Origin of the sequence: Rahnella sp. CG8 (assembly GCF_023701875.1) — a bacterium.
GTDB lineage: Bacteria > Pseudomonadota > Gammaproteobacteria > Enterobacterales > Enterobacteriaceae > Rahnella > Rahnella aceris.
Map to the genome: position 1 here is coordinate 134878 of NZ_JABAED010000012.1, position 22660 is coordinate 157537.

The 22660-nt window shown below is 49.3% G+C and carries 22 protein-coding genes; 14 read left to right on the plus strand and 8 right to left on the minus strand.

The window, feature by feature from the left end; genetic code table 11:
* Positions 1 to 2: 2 nt before the first annotated feature.
* Complete coding sequence (locus HGO41_RS13475) at positions 3 to 1193, minus strand: YjgN family protein (RefSeq protein WP_013577156.1); 1191 nt, start codon at positions 1191 to 1193, stop codon at positions 3 to 5.
* Positions 1194 to 1453: 260 nt separating this feature from the next.
* On the opposite strand from HGO41_RS13475, the gene HGO41_RS13480 reads away from it, so the two are divergent.
* From HGO41_RS13480 to HGO41_RS13495, 4 genes are all read left to right on the plus strand, one after another.
* Positions 1454 to 1957, plus strand: a complete 504-nt coding sequence (locus tag HGO41_RS13480; RefSeq protein WP_013577157.1) for a GNAT family N-acetyltransferase — start codon at positions 1454 to 1456, stop codon at positions 1955 to 1957.
* Positions 1958 to 2001: 44 nt separating this feature from the next.
* Complete coding sequence (locus tag HGO41_RS13485; RefSeq protein ID WP_013577158.1) at positions 2002 to 2742, plus strand: MurR/RpiR family transcriptional regulator; 741 nt, start codon at positions 2002 to 2004, stop codon at positions 2740 to 2742.
* A 147-nt stretch (positions 2743 to 2889) separates the two neighbouring features.
* Entirely contained in the window at positions 2890 to 4422 is a 1533-nt protein-coding gene (locus tag HGO41_RS13490) for a PTS transporter subunit EIIC (RefSeq protein ID WP_250981103.1), read from the plus strand.
* Positions 4423 to 4486: 64 nt separating this feature from the next.
* The gene (locus HGO41_RS13495) at positions 4487 to 5920 is read left to right on the plus strand and encodes a 6-phospho-beta-glucosidase (RefSeq protein WP_013577160.1); all 1434 of its coding nucleotides are present in this window, start codon (positions 4487 to 4489) and stop codon (positions 5918 to 5920) included.
* A gap of 36 nt (positions 5921 to 5956) precedes the next feature.
* Here the strand turns inward: HGO41_RS13495 and rraB are convergent, their stop codons facing one another.
* Entirely contained in the window at positions 5957 to 6382 is a 426-nt protein-coding gene (gene rraB / locus HGO41_RS13500) for a ribonuclease E inhibitor RraB (RefSeq protein ID WP_037035103.1), read from the minus strand.
* Between the two features lie 168 nt (positions 6383 to 6550).
* On the opposite strand from rraB, the gene argF (HGO41_RS13505) reads away from it, so the two are divergent.
* Complete coding sequence (gene argF, locus HGO41_RS13505; protein ID WP_013577162.1) at positions 6551 to 7558, plus strand: ornithine carbamoyltransferase; 1008 nt, start codon at positions 6551 to 6553, stop codon at positions 7556 to 7558.
* Positions 7559 to 7718: 160 nt separating this feature from the next.
* On the plus strand, positions 7719 to 9521 hold the full coding sequence (locus tag HGO41_RS13510) for a sugar phosphorylase (protein WP_013577163.1): 1803 nt from the start codon (positions 7719 to 7721) through the stop codon (positions 9519 to 9521).
* Here the strand turns inward: HGO41_RS13510 and HGO41_RS13515 are convergent.
* Complete coding sequence (locus HGO41_RS13515) at positions 9502 to 9972, minus strand: NanQ anomerase/TabA/YiaL family protein (RefSeq protein ID WP_013577164.1); 471 nt, start codon at positions 9970 to 9972, stop codon at positions 9502 to 9504. The genes HGO41_RS13510 and HGO41_RS13515 overlap by 20 nt on opposite strands.
* Before the next feature lie 688 nt (positions 9973 to 10660).
* Between HGO41_RS13515 and arcA the strand changes: the two genes are divergently transcribed.
* From arcA to ridA, 8 genes are all read left to right on the plus strand, one after another.
* On the plus strand, positions 10661 to 11881 hold the full coding sequence (gene arcA / locus HGO41_RS13520) for an arginine deiminase (protein ID WP_013577165.1): 1221 nt from the start codon (positions 10661 to 10663) through the stop codon (positions 11879 to 11881).
* 22 nt (positions 11882 to 11903) lie between these two features.
* The gene (gene arcC / locus HGO41_RS13525; RefSeq protein ID WP_013577166.1) at positions 11904 to 12815 is read left to right on the plus strand and encodes a carbamate kinase; all 912 of its coding nucleotides are present in this window, start codon (positions 11904 to 11906) and stop codon (positions 12813 to 12815) included.
* 33 nt (positions 12816 to 12848) lie between these two features.
* Positions 12849 to 13856 (plus strand): ornithine carbamoyltransferase, encoded by a 1008-nt coding sequence (argF, locus tag HGO41_RS13530; protein ID WP_153376721.1) that lies wholly within the window; start codon positions 12849 to 12851, stop codon positions 13854 to 13856.
* A gap of 52 nt (positions 13857 to 13908) precedes the next feature.
* Positions 13909 to 15312 carry a YfcC family protein gene (locus HGO41_RS13535; RefSeq protein WP_013577168.1) on the plus strand — a complete coding sequence of 468 codons (1404 nt, stop codon included), beginning with the start codon at positions 13909 to 13911 and terminating at the stop codon, positions 15310 to 15312.
* Positions 15313 to 15373: 61 nt separating this feature from the next.
* Positions 15374 to 15880, plus strand: a complete 507-nt coding sequence (locus HGO41_RS13540; protein ID WP_013577169.1) for an arginine repressor — start codon at positions 15374 to 15376, stop codon at positions 15878 to 15880.
* A 248-nt stretch (positions 15881 to 16128) separates the two neighbouring features.
* Positions 16129 to 17064: an aspartate carbamoyltransferase gene (gene pyrB, locus HGO41_RS13545; RefSeq protein ID WP_013577171.1), complete on the plus strand. Its 936-nt coding sequence runs from the start codon at positions 16129 to 16131 to the stop codon at positions 17062 to 17064.
* Positions 17065 to 17083: 19 nt separating this feature from the next.
* A complete protein-coding gene (pyrI, locus tag HGO41_RS13550; protein WP_013577172.1) occupies positions 17084 to 17548 on the plus strand; it encodes an aspartate carbamoyltransferase regulatory subunit in 465 nt (154 codons plus the stop codon).
* 55 nt (positions 17549 to 17603) lie between these two features.
* Complete coding sequence (gene ridA, locus HGO41_RS13555; RefSeq protein ID WP_013577173.1) at positions 17604 to 17990, plus strand: 2-iminobutanoate/2-iminopropanoate deaminase; 387 nt, start codon at positions 17604 to 17606, stop codon at positions 17988 to 17990.
* 82 nt (positions 17991 to 18072) lie between these two features.
* Here ridA and HGO41_RS13560 read toward each other — a convergent pair whose 3' ends face one another.
* From HGO41_RS13560 to HGO41_RS13580, 5 genes are all read right to left on the minus strand, one after another.
* A complete protein-coding gene (locus HGO41_RS13560) occupies positions 18073 to 18603 on the minus strand; it encodes a hypothetical protein (RefSeq protein WP_112197440.1) in 531 nt (176 codons plus the stop codon).
* 306 nt (positions 18604 to 18909) lie between these two features.
* Entirely contained in the window at positions 18910 to 19263 is a 354-nt protein-coding gene (locus HGO41_RS13565; RefSeq protein ID WP_228389047.1) for a hypothetical protein, read from the minus strand.
* A gap of 491 nt (positions 19264 to 19754) precedes the next feature.
* Positions 19755 to 20285, minus strand: a complete 531-nt coding sequence (locus tag HGO41_RS13570) for a hypothetical protein (protein ID WP_015690501.1) — start codon at positions 20283 to 20285, stop codon at positions 19755 to 19757.
* Positions 20282 to 22315 carry a M23 family metallopeptidase gene (locus HGO41_RS13575; protein WP_250981104.1) on the minus strand — a complete coding sequence of 678 codons (2034 nt, stop codon included), beginning with the start codon at positions 22313 to 22315 and terminating at the stop codon, positions 20282 to 20284. Before HGO41_RS13575 ends, HGO41_RS13570 begins: the two co-directional genes overlap by 4 nt.
* A gap of 72 nt (positions 22316 to 22387) precedes the next feature.
* On the minus strand, positions 22388 to 22660 hold a 273-nt coding region (locus tag HGO41_RS13580; protein ID WP_250981105.1), incomplete at its 5' end, for a DUF2345 domain-containing protein.

The window sequence follows — 22660 nt, forward strand, 5'->3', positions numbered from 1 at the left end:
CATTACATTCCGACGCCAAGGTCGAACGCCTGAGTCACTTCTTCTGCCACTGCCGTGTTGGCGGTGTCAGCATGCGCCTGAACTTCCAGCAGGGATAAATCACCGGTCACCGCCGTGCAGGCTGCCATATAGCGGGCGGAACGGACATGGGCGACAGGCGTTGCCAGCCCCAGCGAGCAGACCACAATCAGCGCATTGGTGAACAGCAGACCCAGATAAGACATCGTTTTCATGGATGAACGCAGTTTCACGCGGTCACCGATTTGCGTCTGGTTAAAGACGTAATTGCGCACAGCCACCACCTGATAGCTCGCCACCACCAGCGCGCCGACAAACATGATGATGAAGGCCAGAATGAAGCTGAATAAATTGCTCATCAGCATCATGCCCGCCATGTCTTCAGACATGCCCCCCATATAAGCCATCTGTAACAGCGTAGTGAAGAAGGAACCCATCAGCCACAGGGCGATGATCAGGAAAGGCAGGAATAACACAATGCCCAGCAGGCTATATTTAATAAATGCGGCTTTTTTCAGATCAGCGCGGAAAGCGGTATTGCCGAAAAAGAGATTATTCACATACAGATCGTGTGTCATGGCGCTGATAATACCCTGCACCGCTGCCACACCCGGTACCAATGCCACCGCCACTAATACCACGCTGATCAGAATCGCGCTGATACTGGCCATCTGAACGGCAATTAATACCACCGCAGTGATCGGAATATACAGCGCCAGCATTAACAGAATCGGACACAGATACATTGTCCAGTACGCACGGCCTGTTTTGCAGTGATAGTTAAAACGCACACCACGGTAACTGGTCATGATCGCGTTATAACGCCAGCTGCGGATAATCACCCAGGGCAATAGCGCGAGGAAAACCAGCGCAATCAACAGAGCCAGCTGAGGCAGCAGTGCGGCCAGAATATAAAAGACGATAATGCCGCCAATCACCAGCAAACGTCCTTTCAATATCTGAACGGGTTTTGCGTGGTAATCAAAACGGTCGCCATTAATTTCGGTATTACCGAGGAAATAACGACGACGGCGAACGGTCGCCCATGCCGAATAAATCCCCAGAGTGATGATGGTTAATAATGCATTAACCAGCCATATTGCGAAATACTCTCCGCCCTTGCCATGAAAACGTACCTGATGCAGGTTATCGTTATATTGATTATTATCTGACATTTTTATCTTTCGTCCTGAAAGGAATGGGAAGCCGCCCTTCTTAAAATAAAGAAAGGTGGCAGAGCACATTGTGTAACGATGAAGATTTAATCATGTCTCTGACCTTTCAGGCAACGAATTATTCCCTCTGCCAATGAAAAAAATTCGCATTTGGGATAAGTAAAATCATCGGGAAACGCCTGCGGCGTTGCATCAGCACGCCCTAAAATGGTATTAAAACGGTCTGTTTGTTTGCCTGTTATTGAAACTGAGTGAGTAACATGACGACCTCCCTTCCTGTCAGCGTGCGGGTGCGCCCGATACGCCATGAAGATAACGCTGCCATCGCTAACGTGATCCGCCACGTTTCTGCCGAATTTGGCCTGACCGCCGATAAAGGCTATACCGTCGCTGACCCGAATCTGGATCACCTGTTTGAAACCTACAGCCAGCCCCGTTGTGCCTACTGGGTGGTAGAACTGGACGGGGTGGTCGCGGGCGGTGGCGGCGTCGCACCCTTATCCGGTGCAGATAACGATCTGTGTGAATTGCAGAAGATGTATTTTATGCCAGCACTGCGCGGTCAGGGGCTGGCAAAACGACTGGCCTTACAGGCCATTGAACATGCACGCCAGCAGGGCTTTGCCCGCTGCTATCTGGAAACCACCGCCAGTCTGACCCAGGCGATTGCGCTGTATGAACGTCTGGGTTTCCATCACATTGACTGCGCCCTCGGCAACACCGGCCATGTCGATTGTGAAGTGACGATGTTAAAACACCTCTGACACCGTTGACGTTCTTTATTCGCGCTTTGCAAACAGGCATCTGAATGTTCACACATAAAGCCATTTCAGCGTTAAACGAACTGGAACTGACGGTCTACAACTACATCGTCAAAAACGGCGATAAAGTCATGTACATGACCATTCGTGAACTGGCGGATGCCGCAGGTGTCTCGACCACGACAGTTTTGCGCTTCTGCAAGAAAATGGATTGCGACGGTTATTCCGAATTTCGTATCCGTTTCAAGTTGTTTTTAGAGCATGAAGAAAAGCCGCCGGTGTCGTTTGGCATCAGTGAGATCATCAGTTATTTCAAAAGTATTAATAACAGTGATTTTGATGAATTATTAGAAAAGGCCGCCCGCCAGATTGCCAATGCGCAGCGTATTATATTTGTCGGCGTCGGGACATCAGGTTCATTAGGAAAATACAGCGCACGCTTTTTCTCTAATGTCGGAAAATTCAGTACCTTTATTGATGATCCTTATTTCCCGATCAACAGTGATATGTATAAAGACGCTATCGCTATTATTCTTTCTGTCTCGGGTGAAACGGAAGAAGTGCTGCGTTTTGCTACGCAGTTCAGCCAGCATAATTGCAAAATCATCAGCCTCACTAACAGCGAGAACTCAACACTGGCGCGGCTTGCAGACCTCAACATCTCTTATCACATGCCGCAAATAGTCCTCGAAGGACAATATAATATTACTACGCAGATCCCGGTACTTTATATTATTGAGACCATCGGCAAGAAATTACCGTTAATAAAACGTGACTCAGCGCAATGAAAAAACAGGGTGTTTTTAATAAGTAACAAATCACCCGATTTGATTTTTGTTATATCGTGACAATACCTTTTCTTTTGCTACACTCCTGCCGACGAGTAAAAAAACAAAAAAGCTCACCTCTGTATTCCCGCAGGAGAATAATAAACAATGGCTATTGATTACGCTCAGACCGCTCAGGATATTGTTAAATATATTGGTGGCGATAATAATGTGATTAGCATCACACATTGCGCCACACGTTTACGCTTTGTTCTGAAAGATAATAAAGCCGTCGATAAAGAAGAATTAAAACGAGTGAAAGGCGTTATCACCGTTATCGAGGCCGGCGGACAAATGCAGGTGGTGATTGGCAATCACGTGAGCGACGCGTACAAGCAGGTGCTGAAACTGATCCAGATTGATGAAAATGCACCGGTTTCTGCACCGAATGTGGGTATTGTCAGCCGCGTCATGGACGTGATATCCAGCATCTTTACGCCTTTCCTTTATCAGCTTGCCGCCTGCGGTATTTTGCAGGGGATTATTTCCTTCCTGGCTGCCATCGGCATTATGGACGCCAGCAGCGGTACCTACCGTATTCTTAATTTTGTGTCGTGGACGGCCTTTACCTTCCTGCCGGTGATGATTGCTTTCACCGCCGCGAAAAAATTCAACGTCAATCCTTTCACCGCAGTCATTACAGCCTGCGCGCTAATCAGCCCCGATTACATGAATATGCTGACGGCCTTTAAGATCACGTCGATCAACTCCGCCGATCCGGCCATGCAGCAACTGATGCGTGAAGCGGTCAGTAATCCTGATATTGCGAATATCCTGCAGAACGTGGTCGGTATTCCGGTTTCCGCACCAACGCTCGATTTCCTCGGTATTCCGGTGAAATACCTGAGCTATACCGCGTCCGTTATCCCGATCATTCTGATGGTCTGGGCAATGTCTTACATCGAGCACTTCTTCAATAAAGTGCTGCCGGTGGTGATCCGCAACCTGTTCACGCCTATGTTCTGTATCGCCATTATGGTGCCGATGACCCTGCTGGTGTTTGGCCCGGTCGGAAACCTGATTGGTGGTGCGATTGGCGGCGTTTATAACACTCTCTACCACCTGAGCCCGACCATTGCAGGTTTCGTGGTGGGCGCATTCTGGCAGCCGCTGGTCACACTTGGCGTTCACTGGGGCATTACGCCGGTCACCGTCGGCAACTACGCGACGCTGGGTTACGACACTTTTACCGGCCTGCAGGCTTCTGCCGTCTTCGCGATGACCGGCAGCATGTTTGGCGTGTATCTGAAAACCCGCAGCCGCGAAATGAAAGGGATCTCATTGTCTGCGGGCGTCACCGGCCTGTTCGGTATCACTGAACCCGCTATTTATGGTGTGGCGCTGCGCCTGAAAAAACCGTTCCTGTGCAGTTGTGTCGCAGGCGGGATTGGCGGTGCGATTGCCGGTTCCTTTAACGCCGTGTCATGGAGCTACTGTCTGCCGGGGATTGCCGTACTGCCGGTGTTCTTCAAAGAAGGTCATATGCCACAGTTCCTCGGTTTCCTGCTGTCCATTAGCGTCGTCTTTGTGCTCGGTGCGTTGTTCACCTGGCTGGTCGGTTTCAAAGATGAACCCGATGTTACCGCGACCCAAAAAGTACCGGCAGAAACCCGTCGGGCTGCGCAGGCTGAAATGAATTAAATCTGACATTACGATCTACAGGGCAGAAGCAATCTGCCCTCATCAAGTATCCAGGGAGAATCAAATGAATCATCAGTTACCGAAAGATTTCTTGTGGGGCGGCGCGGTAGCGGCGCATCAGGTGGAAGGCGGCTGGAATCAGGGCGGCAAAGGCATCAGCATTTGCGACGTCCTTTCCGGCGGCGCGCACGGCGTTGACCGGGTGATGACCGACGGCGTGCTTGACGGCTACAGCTATCCGAACCACGAAGCCGTCGATTTCTACTCGCACTACAAAGAAGACATCGCGTTGTTCGCCGAAATGGGTTTCAAATGCTTCCGCACCTCGATTGCCTGGACGCGTATCTTCCCGAACGGTGACGAATTACAGCCAAACGAAGCCGGTCTGCAATTTTATGACGATATGTTTGATGAGCTGCTCAAACACAATATTGAGCCGGTAATCACCCTCTCCCACTTCGAAATGCCGTGGCATCTGGTGAAGGAATACGGCGGCTGGAAAAACCGTCAGGTCGTCGATTTCTTTGTGCGTTTCAGCCAGGTGGTGATGGAGCGTTACAAAGGCAAAGTGAAATACTGGATGACCTTCAACGAGATCAATAACCAGCGTAACTGGAAATATCCGCTGTTCGGTTATTGCTGCTCCGGCGTGGTATTTACCGAGGAGGAAAATCCGGAAGAGACGATGTATCAGGTGCTGCATCATCAGTTCGTGGCCAGCGCTAAAGTGGTGAAACTTGGCCATGACATCAACCCTGATTTTCAGATTGGCTGCATGATCGCCATGGTGCCGCTCTATCCGTTCTCCTGCCATCCTGACGACGTGATGTATTCCGTTGAAGCAATGCACGAACGCTTCCTGTTCAGCGACGTCCATATGCGCGGTTATTACCCGGCGTATGCGCTGAAAGAGTGGGAACGTCGCGGCTTCAACATCAAAATGGAAGATGGCGATTTACAGGCACTTCGCGATGGCTGTGCGGATTACATCGGCCTGAGCTATTACATGAGCAACGCGATTTCAGCGCACAATCCGAGTGATGATAATGGCTTGTCAGGTTTTGCGGGCAGCGTGCCGAATCCGCATGTGAAAGCGTCTGACTGGGGCTGGCAGATTGATCCCGTCGGGCTACGTTACACCCTGAATATTTTGTACGAGCGTTATCAGAAGCCGCTGTTTATTGTCGAGAATGGCTTTGGTGCGATCGACAAAGCGGGTGATGACGGCGTCATTCACGATGATTACCGCATTGCGTATCTGAAAGCACACATCGCGCAGATGAAAAAAGCCGTGCTGGAAGACGGCGTGGATCTGATGGGTTATACGCCGTGGGGCTGCATCGACTGCGTGTCGTTTACCACCGGGCAGTACAGCAAACGTTATGGCTTCATTCACGTCGATAAAAACGATGATGGCAGCGGCACCATGGCACGCTCGAAAAAGGAGAGTTTCGGCTGGTATCAGAAAGTGATTGAGAGTAACGGGGACGTGCTTTAATTAACGCCTCCCCCTGCGAAGGGGGAGGCATTCAGATTAATGACGTTTTCCGTCATCATCTTCATCAACGAAATCTTCGTCTTCGCCTTCTTCACCTTCTTCGTCGTCATCGCCTTCGAAGTAAGTGCCCCAGCCGTCATAGTTGACGCCGTTGGCCTCGGCCAGATTCATCAGTTGCTCAACCTGGATGTCGATCAACTCCGCTTTCAGCGCGATTTCACTGATCACGTCGCAGCACATCACGGTTGAACCATCTTCCACTTCCAGTTCTTCAGCGTCAGTGACTTCATAACCCAGTTTGAATGCTTCAACTGCTGCTTTCTCCAGAACTTCAAACTTCTCTGAAGATAAGTGGTGTTCGATAGTGTAAAGCGCGTCAGGATCACTGCCATCATCCAGCAGTTCTTCGATGATTAAGCGAGTCTCTTCACGTTGTTCTTCCAGCAATTCACGGTTTGCCATATCTCTGTCCTCAATCAATGTGACGTTTGTACGCTATTTTCACACACCGCAGGGCGCGTCTCCACTATAAACGACAAAGTTTTTGCTGCGGGGTTGTATTTGCATATTCATCCAGTTAAATTGAATTTAAATTCAATCCGAAATGCTTACGCGCTATGGAGCGACATCATGAGTTTGTTGAGTAAACGTCATTTTCTCAGGTTACTGGATTTTACCCCGTCAGAGATTTCGTCACTGCTGAAACTCTCCGCAGAATTAAAAGCGGCTAAGAAAAACGGCACCGAAAAAGCCCGCCTGCAAGGCAAAAACATCGCGCTCATCTTCGAAAAAGACTCAACCCGCACCCGATGCTCTTTCGAAGTTGCCGCATACGATCAGGGGGCGAAAGTCACCTATCTCGGCCCAAGCGGCAGCCAGATCGGCCACAAAGAATCGATGAAAGATACCGCCCGCGTCCTTGGCCGCATGTACGACGGTATTCAGTATCGCGGTTACGGTCAGGATAAAGTGGAAATTCTGGCGCAATATGCCGGTGTTCCCGTGTGGAATGGCTTAACCAACGAATTCCACCCGACGCAGTTGCTGGCTGACCTGCTGACCATGCAGGAACACCTGCCGGGCCAGCCACTGAAAGGCATGCGTCTGGCCTATCTGGGCGACACCCGTAACAATATGGGCAATTCGCTGCTGGAAGCCGCCGCATTATGCGGTCTGGATTTGCGCCTTGTCGCACCGTCGGCCTGCTGGCCGGAAGCCGAACTGGTCGCCACCTGTGAGCACCTGGCGAAAGAAAATGGCGGCAGCATTACCCTGACCGAAGATATTGCGACCGGCGTGAAAGATGCTGATTTCCTGTATACCGACGTGTGGGTTTCCATGGGCGAGCCGAAAGAAGTCTGGAAAGAGCGTATTAATTTGCTACGCCCTTATCAGGTCAACAGCGCGATGCTGGCGCTGACCGGCAATCCGCAGGTGAAATTCCTGCACTGTCTGCCAGCCTTCCATGACGACCAGACCACGCTGGGCAAACAAATGGCGGAAGAGTATGGCCTGCACGGCGGCATGGAAGTCACCGATGAAGTCTTTGAATCCAGCCACAGCGTAGTATTTGATCAGGCTGAAAACCGTCTGCATACCATCAAAGCGGTGATGGTTGCCACCCTCGGTAACGACTGATTTCCCCCGGGCGTGCAGCAAGGATACACTTCCTGCACGCTGCAATCTTTACATCGTTTTGCACTTTATCCCGCCCGTTCCCGCCAGAAGACTGCATTTTCAGCTAACCTTTTTAAAGCGCTTTGGTCAAAAAAACAAAAATGCAGAAGAAGGAACCGATATGAGCTCAGTCAATCTTGAGTATGTTCTGCGGCTGGAAAGCCTGTTAAGCAGGATTTACCCCCGGGAACACATCGCCGACCTGCTGAAAAAAATCCTGCATCTCGCCGACAAATGGAATTACGGCAAACACCGCACCACCCGCTGGGTGGATGGTACCAATATTTATCTGATTACTTATGGCGATAATATCCGTCACGGCGAGCAACCGCCGCTGGCGACGCTCAATCATTTCGCTAACACTTATCTGCGCGACATTATCAGCGACATCCATATTCTGCCGATGTATCCGTACAGTTCAGACGACGGCTTTAGCGTCATTGACTACCGGCGGATCGATGAACATCTTGGTGGCTGGTCAGATATTCATCACCTTTCGGCCAATTTCAACCTGATGTTTGATTGCGTGATCAACCATATTTCCCGCTCAAGCGAATGGATGAAAGGCTATCTGCATGACGATCCGTATTACAAAGATTACTTTATTGCCGCTAATCCCGAGCTGGATTACAGCCGCGTCGTGCGCCCGCGCGCTTCGCCGCTGCTCTCGCCATTTATCAAAACCGACGGCACCGAACTGTATCTGTGGACGACGTTCAGTGAAGATCAGATCGATATTAATTTCAAGAATCCTCAGGTCTTGCTGGAAAGCATTGATGTGCTGTTGCAATACGCCGCCAGCGGCGGACAGTCGATCCGCCTTGATGCGATTGGCTATATCTGGAAAGAAGCCGGGACGCGCTGCATTCACATGCCACAGGCGCATAACATCATTAAAGTCTGGCGCACTATTCTCGATGAAGTGATCCCCGGCACGCGGATCATCACTGAAACCAACGTCCCGCATCACGAAAATATCAGTTATTTCGGCGAAGGTGACGAGGCACACATGGTGTATCAGTTCCCGCTGCCACCGCTGACCTTGCACGCTTTTTTGCGTCAGGACACCACCACGCTCACCCAATGGGCGCAAAGCCTGAATGCGGAAGCCCGTTACCCTGACACCACCTATTTCAACTTCCTTGCCAGCCACGACGGCATCGGTTTACGTCCGACCGAAACCTTCCTGACCGATGACGAACGTAAATACATGGCGCAGGAAACGCTGCGCAAGGAAGGCCGCGTGTCCTATAAAGACAACGGCGACGGCACCCATTCGCCTTACGAACTGAACATTAATTACCTGAGCGCGCTGACCGAACCGGAAGATAATACCGAGATGAAAGCCCGCAAGTTTCTGGCGGCACAGGCGCTGTTATTGTCGTTTATCGGCGTCCCGGCGATTTATATTCACAGCCTGCTGGGCAGCGAGAACGATCTCGACGGCATGCATCAGTCCGGGATCAACCGCCGCATCAACCGTAAAAAGCTGGATCTGATGGATATTGAAGCTGAACTGGAAAAAAAAGACGGCTTACGCGCCCGCATTTTTTACGGATTACAGGCACTCATCAGGCACCGCCGCGAGCACCCGGCATTTTCACCGCAGGCTGGCCAGCGCGTGTTTGATCTGGGCAAATCGCTGTTTGCGATGGAACGCTATGATCCGAAAACCGAAGACCGGATCAGCTGCATATTCAATATCAGCGATCATTCGCAGATGCTGAAGCTGGCGGTCGAAGGGAAGGATCTGATTAGCGGAGAAGTATTTAACGGCCAGATGCGTCTCCAGCCGTGGCAGGTGGTGTGGATCAAACACAAACTCAAAGCGCCGGAACGTCTCGGCAGGCTGCGTCGCTGGCGGATGAAGCTGATCAAGCGCACAAAGCGCTACACAATAAGCATTAAGCGGACAATGCGCTGACGTTCATTTTCACCACGGCTTTACGCACATTGGCCGGTTCGCCGACGGCGCACAGCGGTTTATGCACTTCGCCCGGATAAAACACCACGAAATCGCCGGTCTGCATGATCATGGTTTTTTCCTGCTCACCGGCAGCCAGGAACGCGATGTCTTTCTCTTCCAGCCAGTCGGTATCGACATATCCTGCCGGTAAGTTGCTGAACGTCATGCCTTCGGTGCCGTTGAGGATAATCTGGATATCCAGATTACGTGCGTGGAACTCGGCACGGCGTTCAGCCTGTGGCGCAGTGGAATCATTGGAAACCAGCACAAAAACGTCGTTGCCGCGGATATCGTGTTTACCCAACGGGGTGTCCGGCGTGATGTGTTGTTTAACGTATTCAATGGCCTCGCGCAGCTCAGCGGGCAGATAAGGGACGAGATGCAGTGCGTGGATGTTTCCTGTGATCATCATAACCTCGGGTTTGTAATGCATGAGTGAAACAGCGTTTCATAAATACTAATCCTGTTTGCTGTCTGCTTGCCAGAGCGGGATCAAAATTTTGACTTTCTGGGGGATATTTTTGTGGCTGAACATCACCCGTAGCCGGTAAACAATGGTTATGCAGTCAGATTGCATAAACCCTGAAAACGTATTCAGTGTGGCCCTTTCATCCTGTTGGTATTACGGATTTTTTATAAAAACTCACTCACAGATCACAAAGTTAATTAAACCGAAAACACCCCAAATAAATCATAGTTATTTAAGGTTTCAGAGTATTTATAAATATTTAATCATGAAAAAAGACATTCTATGCAGACGAGAAATAAACCCCTTATTTTTTAGCGGATTATAACTGAGTAAACATTATCTCAATCGGTCATTTACTGTCAGGATAAATAATTACGCTGATATTTCGTTTATTATTCACTTTACTGCGCCCGCTAATAAATAAAACAATGACGCTTATCAATCAACATATAACCTCTTTCATCCGTTTATTCTGATGCGATCTGAATCACATATTAAATGCCTGAGCGGAATATTATTCACTCCGTTGCGGGCACATTCCATTTCAGGTTGAATATATTATTTATTCTCCGCGTAATTCATTTGCCCAAAACATTATTTGGTCTTCTTTTTATAAAAAGGGATAAATATGAAACGGCATTATGTAGGATCCGAAATAGGCCAACTTCGCAGCGTGATGCTTCACCGGCCAAATTTAAGTTTACAGCGACTCACCCCGTCGAATTGTCAGGAATTATTATTCGATGACGTACTTTCCGTTGAGCGCGCCGGAAAAGAGCATGACGTCTTCAGTCAGACCTTGCGCCAGCAAGGTGTGGAAGTCTTATTGCTCACTGACCTGCTGACGGAAACCCTCGATAACCGCGAGGCCAAAGACTGGCTGCTCAGCCGGCAAATCTCGGATTACCGGCTTGGGCCACAATTTGCCGAAGAGATTCGTGGCTGGCTGGCCGATCTTCCTCACCGGCAAACGGCCCGGTTTATGAGCGGCGGATTAACATACAGTGAAATTCCCGATACATTCCATAATATGGTCACAGATACGCATCAGTTAAATGACTTCGTGATTAAGCCTTTACCCAATCATTTATTTACCCGTGATACCTCCTGCTGGATATATAACGGCGTATCAGTTAATCCGATGGCAAAGGAAGCACGTAAACGGGAAACCAATAATTTACGGGCCATATATCGCTGGCACCCGCACTTTACCGATAACGAATTTATTACTTACTTTGGCGACGACGAATTTAATTACGACCACGCCACGCTGGAAGGTGGCGATGTTTTAGTCATTGGCCGTGGCGCAGTATTAATTGGTTTATCAGAACGCACGACACCGCAGGGTGTGGAGTTCCTCGCGCGTTCACTGTTCAAACATCAGCAAGCCACCAAAGTGATTGTGCTGCAATTACCGAAACACCGTTCCTGTATGCACCTTGATACCGTCATGACACATATCGATCTGGACACTTTCTCGGTGTATCCGGAAGTGGTGCGCGACACCACGTTGTGCTGGACGCTGACCGACAATGGTCACGGTGGCCTGCGTCGCACCGAAGAACCACAGTTCGTCCGGGCAATCGGCAAAGCACTGGGCATTGACGACATCAGACTCATCACCACCGGTGGCGACAGTTTTGAAGCCGAACGCGAACAGTGGAATGACGCCAATAACGTCCTGACCGTGCGTCCCGGCGTGGTCATCGGCTACGAACGTAACACCCGGACTAACGAAAAATACGACAAAGCCGGAATCACCGTTCTCCCCATTCCGGGTGATGAACTGGGAAGAGGTCGCGGCGGCGCGCGTTGCATGAGCTGCCCGCTTGAACGCGACGACATCTGATCACCTATACCGGGAAAATTTCATGAACAAACCTGTTCTGGTTGTCGCCCTCGGCGGCAACGCATTGTTGCGCCGTGGCGAACCGCTCGAAGCCGAACTGCAGCGCAAAAACATCCGTCTGGCGGCCGAAACGCTGGCTGCGCTATGCCAGAAATGGCGCGTCGTGCTGGTGCACGGCAACGGCCCGCAGGTCGGATTGCTGGCGCTGCAAAACAGCGCTTATCCGGCAGTCGCGCCCTACCCGCTCGATATTCTGGTGGCACAAACACAGGGGATGATCGGCTATCTGTTGCAACAGGCGTTGAAAAATTGTCTGCCTGAGAGTCGCGTCTGCACCCTGCTGACGCAGGTGGAAGTCAGCCTACTCGATCCGGCATTTGATAAGCCGACGAAATACATCGGTCCGGTTTATACGCAGGCGCAGTCGGAAAATCTGGCCGCCGAAAAAGGCTGGGCGATGAAAGCCGACGGGCAGCATTTCCGCCGCGTGGTCGCCTCTCCTCAACCGCAGCGCATCCTCGAGATTGATGCCATCCGTGACTTGCTGGAAAAGCACTATCTGGTCATCTGTAACGGCGGCGGCGGTGTGCCGGTTCATCAGACCGCCGACGGGCTGGCAGGCGCAGAGGCCGTCATCGACAAAGACCTTTCGGCGGCGCTGCTGGCGCGTCAGTTACAGGCCGACGCGCTGCTGATCCTGACCGATGCCGATGCGGTGTACCTCGGCTGGGGCACGCCGGAGCAGCGTCCGCTGCATCAAATCACTACACGGGATCTCGCCGGTATGACCTTCGACGCCGGATCCATGGGGCCGAAAGTCAGTGCCGCCTGCCAGTTTGTCGACGCCTGCCACGGGCTGGCGGGGATCGGCGCACTGGAAGAGGGTGAAGCCATTCTGGCCGGTCTGAAAGGCACCTGTATCCGCGCGGAATAACCCGCCCTCACTTGATTATTTCAGGATGATGTTATGACTACCACATTGAAAAACCGTCATTTTCTTAAACTTCTTGATTTCACACCGGAAGAAATTCAGCAACTGATCACCCTGGCGCTGACGCTTAAAGACGATAAGCAAACGGGTCAGGAACGCCCTTGTCTGCGCGGAAAAAATATCGCGCTGATTTTTGAGAAAACCTCGACCCGCACCCGCTGTGCGTTTGAAGTCGCCGCGTTTGATCAGGGCGCACACGTGACCTATCTCGGCCCTGGCGGCAGCCAGATCGGACACAAGGAATCCATGAAAGACACCGCCCGCGTGCTGGGGCGAATGTATGACGGCATCGAATACCGGGGTTTTGCACAAAAGACGGTGGAAGAACTGGCGGAATTCTCCGGCGTACCGGTGTGGAACGGGCTGACCGACGAGTTTCATCCGACCCAAATCCTTGCCGACCTGATGACCATGCTTGAACACTCGCCGGGTAAAAAACTCTGTCAGATCAGCTTCGCTTATCTGGGCGATGCCCGAAACAATATGGGTAATTCCCTGATGGTCGGGGCAGCAAAAATGGGAATGGATATCCGTCTGATCGCGCCAAAATCCTTCTGGCCGGAAGAGACACTGGTCGCGACCTGCCGCGATATCGCCCGCACTACCGGCGCAAGGATCCTGCTGACAGAGCACGTTGATGAAGGCGTACAGGGCGTCGATTTTCTTTACACCGATGTCTGGGTGTCAATGGGCGAAGCCAAAACCGCCTGGGCAGAACGTATCAGTCTGATGACCCCGTATCAGGTTAATGCGGCGGTGCTTAACGCCACCGGCAATCCTGACGTCAAATTCATGCACTGCCTGCCCGCCTTCCATAACGAAGAAACCACCCTCGGCAAAGAACTGGAAATCGCTTACGGCATGAAAGGGCTGGAAGTGACGGATGACGTTTTTGAGTCCCCGCATTCCATCGTTTTTGATGAAGCCGAAAACCGTATGCACACCATAAAAGCGGTCATGGTCGCCACCCTTGGCGATGACTAAGCCCCTTGCGTGAAGGCGTTTTGCCTTCACGCTTTTTTTAAGGATTACGTTTATGCGTACATTCAAATTCCCTTCTGCCTACACCATTTTGTTTGTGCTTATCGCGCTGGTTGCGGGCCTGAGCTGGATTATCCCCGCCGGTCAGTACGACATGGCGATGAATGTCGGGCTGGGTAAAGAAGTTCCCGTCTCAGGCACCTATCACGCCGTTACCGGCAACCCGCAGGGGCTGGTGGATATTTTCCTCGCGCCCATTGATGGCCTGTACAACCACACCACCGGCCAGGCTGGCGCAATTGATGTCGCTTTATTTATTCTGATCATCGGCGGTTTTCTGGGCATCGTCACCAAAACCGGGGCAATCGACGCCGGAATTGAACGGGTGACTGTCCGGCTTAAGGGCAAAGAAGAATGGATGATCCCGATCCTGATGGCACTGTTCGCCGCCGGTGGCACCATTTACGGCATGGCCGAAGAGTCATTGCCATTTTACACCCTTCTGGTACCGGTGATGATGGCGGCCCGTTTCGACCCGCTGGTCGCGGCGGCTACCGTACTGCTGGGCGCCGGGATTGGCACGCTCGGCTCAACGATCAATCCTTTCGCGACAGTGATTGCCGCCAATGCTGCCGGGATCCCCTTCACCCACGGGATCGGCCTGCGCGTGGCGATTCTGATCGTCGGCTGGCTGATCTGCGTGATCTGGGTGATGCGCTATGCCCGTAAAGTGCGCCGCGATCCCTCGCTTTCTGTTGTGGCTGATCAGTGGGACAGCAACCGCGCCCACTTTCTCGGTAACCGCAGCGATGAACTGCTGCCCTTTACCGGCGTACGTAAAATCATTCTGCTGATCTTCGCGCTGGCTTTTGTGGTGATGATTTATGGCGTATCGGTAAAAGGCTGGTGGATGGGGGAAATCTCCGGCGTTTTCCTGGCCGCAGCGATCCTGGTGGGGCTGATTGCCCGCATGAGTGAGGAAGAACTGACCTCGACATTCATTGATGGTGCACGCGACCTGCTCGGCGTGGCACTGATCATCGGCATTGCCCGTGGCATCGTGGTGATCATGGACAACGGCATGATCACCCACACCATTTTGCACAGCGCAGAAGGCATCGTTTCCGGATTATCCAGCGTGATTTTCATTAACGTCATGTTCCTGCTCGAAGTGGTGCTGTCGTTTCTGGTGCCCTCTTCATCCGGTCTGGCGGTGATGACCATGCCGATTATGGCGCCTCTCGCCGATTTCGCCCACGTCGGGCGTGAACTGGTGGTGACCGCTTATCAGTCGGCATCGGGGCTGGTGAATCTGGTCACGCCGACCTCCGCCGTCGTCATGGGCGGTCTGGCCATCGCGCGGGTGCCCTATGTCCGCTGGCTGAAATGGGTCGCACCTTTGATGGGAATTTTACTGGTATTGCTGATGTTCGCGCTAAGTCTCGGTTCTTTGGTTTAACTCTTTGTAGAAAATGATTTTTTTGCCATGTTGACGTCCTTTATTTACCGGGAACATAACCATGAAAAGAACGTTGTCTACACTTGAAAAAGAACACCAGCAACTGATCCTCTGCCATCAGCTTATTGCCAGCCGGAGTTTTTCATCACAGGAAGAACTGCGTGTGGAATTCCAGCGGGCGGGATACCGCAACATCGGCCAGTCCACCATTTCTCAATTGCTGAAAATACTGGGCGTCGTGAAGGTACAGAATGCCAAAGGCAAAAAGATTTACGCCCTCAATGAGCAATCTCAGCTTATCCCTGATGCCCTGAGGCCAGTGAGTGAAATGGTCACCGATGTGGATCACAATCCTCAATTTGTCGTGGTACATGTCATGCCGGGCTATGGTCGCGCCGTGGGGCGGATTATCGATCAACACCGGTTGCCGGAGGTGCTCGGCGTGATCGCATCGAGTACTTCCGTGCTGGTTGCGCCACGGGAAATGACAGAGCTGGACAGAGTTTGCAGGATAATCAGGCGAATACTGGCGATAAAGGAAAACCACGGCAGCAACCGTTTGCCTTAGGCCATTTTTCCGCTTGATGTCGTCAATGACCCGCGTATAATGCGCCACAATTTGTCGGGAGAACCCATGAACAATCGCCAGGTTTTGTGCTCAGATGATCGACCAAACACCGTGCCATCAGGCAGCCCGCTGCCGTTGTTCTTCCGTGGTATTACCGTTTTACTGAAAGCCCCTCATTGAGGGGCTTTTTTTTGTCCGGAATTTGAGCGCCACACTTTTTACGCGTAAAGAACAGGAGAATGACGACTATGGCCAATCCGCTGTATCAGAAAGACATCATTTCTATCAACGATCTCAGCCGCGAAGAGCTGGAACTGGTACTGGATACCGCTGCCAGCCTGAAAGCCAACCCGCAGCCTGAATTGCTGAAACACAAAGTGATCGCCAGTTGTTTCTTCGAAGCCTCAACCCGCACCCGTCTGTCATTTGAAACGTCGATGCATCGTCTGGGCGCCTCGGTGGTGGGTTTCTCCGACAGCAGCAACACCTCGCTCGGCAAAAAAGGCGAAACGCTGGCCGATACCATTTCGGTCATCAGCACCTACGTTGATGCGATTGTGATGCGCCATCCGCAGGAAGGCGCGGCGCGTCTGGCGACCGAATTCTCCGGCGGTATTCCGGTGCTCAACGCAGGCGACGGAGCGAACCAGCATCCGACGCAAACCCTGCTGGATTTGTTCACCATTCAGGAAACTCAGGGCCGTCTCGACAACATCAAAATCGCCATGGTCGGCGACCTGAAATATGGCCGCACGGTGCATTCCCTGGCACAGGCACTGGCGAAATTTAACGGTAACCGCTTCTACTTTATCGCGCCGGACGCGCTGGCGATGCCGGGGTATATCCTGACGTTGCTGGAAGAGAAAGGCATCGAATACAGCCTGCACAGCAGCATTGATGAAGTGGTGTCTGAAATCGACATTCTGTACATGACCCGCGTGCAAAAAGAGCGTCTGGATCCATCGGAATACGCCAACGTGAAAGCACAGTTTGTCCTGCGGGCTGCCGATCTGACCCATGCTCAGCCGCACCTGAAAGTGCTTCACCCGCTGCCGCGTATCGATGAAATCACGCCGGATGTGGATAAAACGCCTTATGCCTGGTATTTCCAGCAGGCCGGTAACGGAATTTTTGCGCGTCAGGCTTTGCTGGCGCTGGTTCTGAACGCAGACACTGCACAGTAAACTTGAGGAGAAAACGATTATGACGCACGACAACAAACTTCAGGTTGAAGCGATCAAATGCGGTACGGTCATCGACCATATTCCGGCACAGGTCGGATTTAAATTACTGTCGCTGTTCAAGTTTACCCAGACGGAACAACGTGTGACGGTCGGCCTGAACCTGCCTTCCGGCGAGCTGGGCCGCAAAGACATCATCAAAATTGAAAACACCTTTCTGACCGACGAACAGGTCAATCAGCTGGCGGTGTATGCCCCGCGCGCGACGGTGAACCGCATCGACAATTACGACGTGGTGAAAAAGCTGATGCCGACGCTGCCGGACCGGATTGTCGGCGTACTGCGCTGCCCGAACGGCAATTGCATCAGCCGTTTTGAACCGGTGGATTCCAGCTTTGCGGTGAAACAACGCGCAGACGGCGTGCACCTGAAGTGCAAATACTGCGAAAAAGAGTTTGAGCATCAGGTGGTGCTCAATAACGACTGAGCCTTTATACTGGGGAACAATTTCTTGTTCCCCTTAACGCAAATCAGGAGACATTATGTCCCGCGAAATCAGCACTGAAAACGCCCCTGCCGCTATCGGTCCTTATGTTCAGGGCGTGGATCTGGGCAGTATGATCATCACTTCCGGCCAGATCCCAGTGGATCCTAAAACCGGCTCTGTGGCTGACGACATTTCTGCACAAACGCGCCAGTCACTGGAAAACGTACAGGCGATCGTTGAAGCCGCTGGCCTGAAAGTGTCAGATATTGTGAAAACCACCGTTTTCGTGAAAGATCTGAATGACTTCGCCACCGTTAACGCCACGTATGAAGCCTTCTTCACCGAGCACAACGCGCCATTCCCGGCCCGTTCTTGCGTTGAAGTCGCCCGTCTGCCAAAAGACGTGAAAATCGAAATCGAAGCCATCGCCGTCCGCCGTTAATTCGCGTCAGTGATGCACCAGACCAGCCTGCGGGCTGGTTTTTTTTGCCGAAATCAACACCTGACCATGACTTTAATTACCATCATTGCGGATGTGAGCAACTTTTTTTGGCCAAGTTCACATAAAAGCCATAGCTATAATCAATTTTTCTTTTTGTTGGAGGATAACTTGACAACCTTCCCTTTTCAGCCTCACCAGGAATTAATGTATAATCGAACTTATAATAAACCCCATTGATTTTAATAATGCTTTCATACATGTCAGTTAAAATACCATCTTCATTAAATATGCTGTAATTATAAAGAAAACTGTTAACCCAATGCGGCGCGCTTATTATTTTTAATGCATCTCCATTTGTATCAAACTCTAACAATCTAATTTTATAAATTTTTCCCAAGTTATTTTCAATCCACTCCCTATCGATTATACTCATTTCAGCCTTATCCTTTTTATATAGCGTATCTATTTCACAATTTATATAATAGTCCTTACTATATGAATCAACCACTTTATAGCCTAGTGGGCCAGAAGATATAATATATCTTGGCCACATATAATATAAACCTAGCAATAAAAAAACCAACCCCAGTGCTATTTTAATATTTACTTTCATTTTGGAAGGTAATCCTTATATTCCTTTGAAAGATTATAGGGCGTGGTGCCTACTCCAACATCATTCAATGCCCCATCAATGTTATATGAAGCCCGCATATTTTTATATTCATCTCACACTCTGAGGAAAGCATCTCAAACCAAGGGGTTTTAATTACCTTACTAGGTAAATATTACGACCCTGACCCCATGTATTCTCGTAATTACCGATGATAATAAACCCACCACAGGAATACTAAAATAACTCGCCTTTTCATACCCGGCCCTCCTTAGAGATAGGAATAGAACAATAACGTTGAAATTAACATCATTGCGGATGTGAACAACTTTTTTTTGCTAAATCAACATCAAAGTCATAACTATAATTTTTTCTTTCCGTTGAAGGTCTGAAACTTGCGAAATAGCCTTTCTGTATATCTCCTTTTCTGGGAGTATATTGAAAATGATAATACAATCCACTTATGAAAAATATACTTTCATAGGTATCACCATCAACATCACCACTCACATCAAAAAATGTGTATTTATACTTAAATGAGTCAATCCATAAGCCGCTTGTAATTGCTTTATAATAGCCTGTACTTTGGTCAAACTCCTTCAACTCATCTTCATATATAACATTTGTGTTATTTCTTAACCAATCTTTCGTTCTTTCATCCATTTCTGGGGCTTTTTTTTGTATAATGCTGGTCTTTCACAGTCTATGTAATATTCCCTTGCATATGAGTCAGCTATTTTATAGCCATAGTCATCTGAATGTATAATATATTTAGGGAAAAACAAATAACCTAAAATACAAAAAGAAACAAAAATAAAGATAGCTATCTTACTCTTCATTTTGGCATGAATTCCATGTAGTCTGGCCCGAAATGAATTATTACAGGCGTTGTCCCCGCAACAACATCATGTAAAGCGCCCTGGACATTATATGCGGCCCTACAGTAGTTCACACTCTCATCGCGTTCTCGGCTCAACTCATTAAATAATTCGTCTTTTTTTATCTTACTTTCCAGACGTTCCATCCTTGTTCCCCATGCATTCTTATGATTACCGCAAATAATAAATCCCCTACGGGAATACCAAAATAAACTGCCATTTTCATACCCAGCCCTCCTCCGAGAGGAGAATCGAGCGATAACGTTGAAATTAACATCATTGCGGATGTGAGCAACTTTTTTTTGCCAACCCCACATTAAACTCATAGCTATAATTAGTTTTCATTATTGAAGGAGTTAGGCTTGAAAGAACGCCAGAGTTCACACTTCCATTTCTAAACGAATATTGAAATTTATAATAACGGCCTGACATGAAAGTTATGTTTTCAAAAGTATCGACTAAATCCCCATCATAATCGAATAAGCTGTGCTTGTACAAAAAACCATCAACCCAATGATTGGATGTTACCACTTTTAAATAATTCCCGTCCTTGTCAAACCTCATTAACTCATCTTTATATAAATCAAGAACATGGTTTTCTATCCATTCTTTTTCAGATGGAAGCATAATGATAGGTTTTTTTTTGTATAGAGTCGCAGTCTCACAATCAATAAAATATTCCTTAGAGTAAGAATCCACCACTCTGTATCCTAACTTACCTGACTCTATTATATAATTCGGAAAAATTAAATATACGAAAAAAATAATAAATAATAAAATTATAAATAATATTTTATTGGCTTTCATACTGGAAGAAACTCCATGTATTCATCTGTCAAATTATATGGGGTAGTTCCTGCCCCAACATCATTTAGTGCGCCATCAATGTTATATGAGGCCCCGCATAATTTTATATTAACCTCACGCTCTAAGGAAAGCTTCTCAAACCAAGGATCTTTAATCACCTTACTAGCTAAACGTTGCGACCTTGCCCCCCATGTATCTGCATAACTACTCCGAATAACATATGCAAAAACTGGAATATCAAAATAATTAGCCATTTTTTGCGCTAAACTTTCATTTATCTTGGGTGTGAATTCATAATCACTATGTCCATCAAGTCTTCCCATAGCAGTACGGCAAGCATAGGAATTAATTCTTCCCAACCGACTAAATATATTTTCATTTATCATTGTGTAGTTCTGTAAGTTCACACTCAACTTTTCTGAAACAGCATATTTATATCCAAATGCAAACTCACTTTGCAAACCGTGACAAAAAATAGATAACTGTTTGACGGGAATGCAATGCCTGTCACTGCCTTCATTTAGATATTTAAATAAATTAGTATTGCATTCAATTTTCTTATATTTAAAGCCAAACTTCATCGCTGATGATTCAAGCATAGCATAATGTTTATCTTCATAACCCTCTTCAAATATCAATACAGTGTATACTCCACGATTGCCTTCCTGCATATACTTCCTCATATACCTCACCGCCTGACCGATAAAAGACAGTTTATTTGCTGGGTCATTGTGTATTTGCGTCCCAACCACTGCAATATACTCAACCTGTGAGGCCTTATTGATATGCATAATAAAAGCAGCAGGGTTGAAATGCCAGACCCTTCCTGATAATGCTGTCCGGGCGTCAGCAGGTAATTTGCCAAAAAAGCTGAGTGCATTGGCATGATTAAGAAATTTATCCCAGGAAGGAGGATTAAAAGCAGGTTGCACGAATTTATTATCCTGCTTTAACCAACTGAACCGTGAGTCAACGGTGGTTTCATCCCATTCAAACGGGAACCGGCAAATCGCGTAAAAATATTTTTCTTTTAAGCTTTTTTCATCTTTTATTTGCTGCTGCCATTGCTGAATAACCGGTGAATCACACTGGCTGTCTGCATTACTGTCATCATCAACAAGTGACCACCCCGTCCAGTGAGGAAAATCGGCATCAGAGTATTGATTAATACCCGGTGCAGTCATTTTCACCCACCCCGAACCGCCGGGATAATTAGCACAAATCCATTCAGCTTCATTCCAGGTCACTGTTTCGCCGTAATCCCTTGCCGGTACGGCAGGCAAACGGACACCCGCCTCACTGAGCTTCGTGTAAATGCTGCTACCTGCCGGATTTTCCTGACGGGTAAAGACCTTCTTATTCGTAAAAGTGACGAAAAGCTCAGTGTCGCTGATATACAGCGGGGGTCTTGTCGCTTTCTTTTCGTCAGGAGAGGCCATAAAAGGCGTGCCGGAGGGCAAATAATAATGCTTATCACCATAGGTGATATCGCTGCGCCCAGGTTTGCTGATATCAAGATTGCCTGTGCTTCTCCCCGCAAGCTTTTGCAGGTTCGTATCATCACAGCAAATCTGAAAATGGAATCCGTTCTTGCCGTCTACGCGTCCGGATGTGCCCAATATCGTGCCTTTTTTAATGAGGGTTCCCACGCCTTCCAGTACATTCCTTCTCACCTGTTTCAGGTGCTGACACAACGAATAGAAAACGATGTTCACTTCGGGGTCACCCAGCGTCAGAGTGTGACGCAACAGCACCACCCCGTCGTCTGTCTCCCCCAGATAGCACAACGGATCCTCACTAATTCTGTCGGAAGGATAGCGACAAAAAACAATTTCTCCTTCCGCAATCGCCCTGACCGGATTGGCAGTCCCCCCCGCATCGGTATGAGGAATATGCACACCACCGTGCCAGGCCCCGAGATTATTTACGGGGAAGTCCCTGTATTTATCGACGTGAATACATCGCCTGACCCAGTCATCGTCAGTTTCTGTTTTTCGCTGTGAAAGTAAAATCGGGGGCGCTAATAACATATTTTCATCCTTGTTCAGCTTTCCGCTTGCTGGAATGTTTATTGCGATACTCGTGGGTTATATACCCTGTGCTCAGGAAATTCCGGCGCGGGTTATATCGTTTGCAGGCTCATTCTCTGCTTCCTGTTCCGTTAATCCGCTTATCACCGGTGGAACCGACGGAAAGTCATGCGGCATCGTTTCCGCCACCGTCAGCACCGTGTGCGGCGTTTTCCTGAAATACTCACCGGCCGTGCCGTACTCAATTTTGCCGTCCTGCAGGATGAGGTAGCTGCCGCCGCCTATCAGCGTGATGCGCTTTTTCGCGCTGAACAGGATGTCGCCGTCCACCGCCGTGAGGCTCAC

Coding starts and splice junctions, on each gene's coding strand:
- pyrB (WP_013577171.1), top strand. CDS start 16,129: ATGGCCAATCCGCTGTATCAGAAAGACATCATTTCTATCAACGATCTC.
- HGO41_RS13565 (WP_228389047.1), bottom strand. CDS start 19,263: ATGGATGAAAGAACGAAAGATTGGTTAAGAAATAACACAAATGTTATA.
- HGO41_RS13475 (WP_013577156.1), bottom strand. CDS start 1,193: ATGTCAGATAATAATCAATATAACGATAACCTGCATCAGGTACGTTTT.
- HGO41_RS13575 (WP_250981104.1), bottom strand. CDS start 22,315: ATGTTATTAGCGCCCCCGATTTTACTTTCACAGCGAAAAACAGAAACT.
- HGO41_RS13480 (WP_013577157.1), top strand. CDS start 1,454: ATGACGACCTCCCTTCCTGTCAGCGTGCGGGTGCGCCCGATACGCCAT.
- HGO41_RS13515 (WP_013577164.1), bottom strand. CDS start 9,972: ATGATCACAGGAAACATCCACGCACTGCATCTCGTCCCTTATCTGCCC.
- arcA (WP_013577165.1), top strand. CDS start 10,661: ATGAAACGGCATTATGTAGGATCCGAAATAGGCCAACTTCGCAGCGTG.
- HGO41_RS13540 (WP_013577169.1), top strand. CDS start 15,374: ATGAAAAGAACGTTGTCTACACTTGAAAAAGAACACCAGCAACTGATC.
- HGO41_RS13490 (WP_250981103.1), top strand. CDS start 2,890: ATGGCTATTGATTACGCTCAGACCGCTCAGGATATTGTTAAATATATT.
- rraB (WP_037035103.1), bottom strand. CDS start 6,382: ATGGCAAACCGTGAATTGCTGGAAGAACAACGTGAAGAGACTCGCTTA.
- argF (WP_153376721.1), top strand. CDS start 12,849: ATGACTACCACATTGAAAAACCGTCATTTTCTTAAACTTCTTGATTTC.
- HGO41_RS13560 (WP_112197440.1), bottom strand. CDS start 18,603: ATGAAAGTAAATATTAAAATAGCACTGGGGTTGGTTTTTTTATTGCTA.
- HGO41_RS13570 (WP_015690501.1), bottom strand. CDS start 20,285: ATGAAAGCCAATAAAATATTATTTATAATTTTATTATTTATTATTTTT.
- arcC (WP_013577166.1), top strand. CDS start 11,904: ATGAACAAACCTGTTCTGGTTGTCGCCCTCGGCGGCAACGCATTGTTG.
- argF (WP_013577162.1), top strand. CDS start 6,551: ATGAGTTTGTTGAGTAAACGTCATTTTCTCAGGTTACTGGATTTTACC.
- HGO41_RS13510 (WP_013577163.1), top strand. CDS start 7,719: ATGAGCTCAGTCAATCTTGAGTATGTTCTGCGGCTGGAAAGCCTGTTA.
- pyrI (WP_013577172.1), top strand. CDS start 17,084: ATGACGCACGACAACAAACTTCAGGTTGAAGCGATCAAATGCGGTACG.
- HGO41_RS13495 (WP_013577160.1), top strand. CDS start 4,487: ATGAATCATCAGTTACCGAAAGATTTCTTGTGGGGCGGCGCGGTAGCG.
- HGO41_RS13535 (WP_013577168.1), top strand. CDS start 13,909: ATGCGTACATTCAAATTCCCTTCTGCCTACACCATTTTGTTTGTGCTT.
- HGO41_RS13485 (WP_013577158.1), top strand. CDS start 2,002: ATGTTCACACATAAAGCCATTTCAGCGTTAAACGAACTGGAACTGACG.
- ridA (WP_013577173.1), top strand. CDS start 17,604: ATGTCCCGCGAAATCAGCACTGAAAACGCCCCTGCCGCTATCGGTCCT.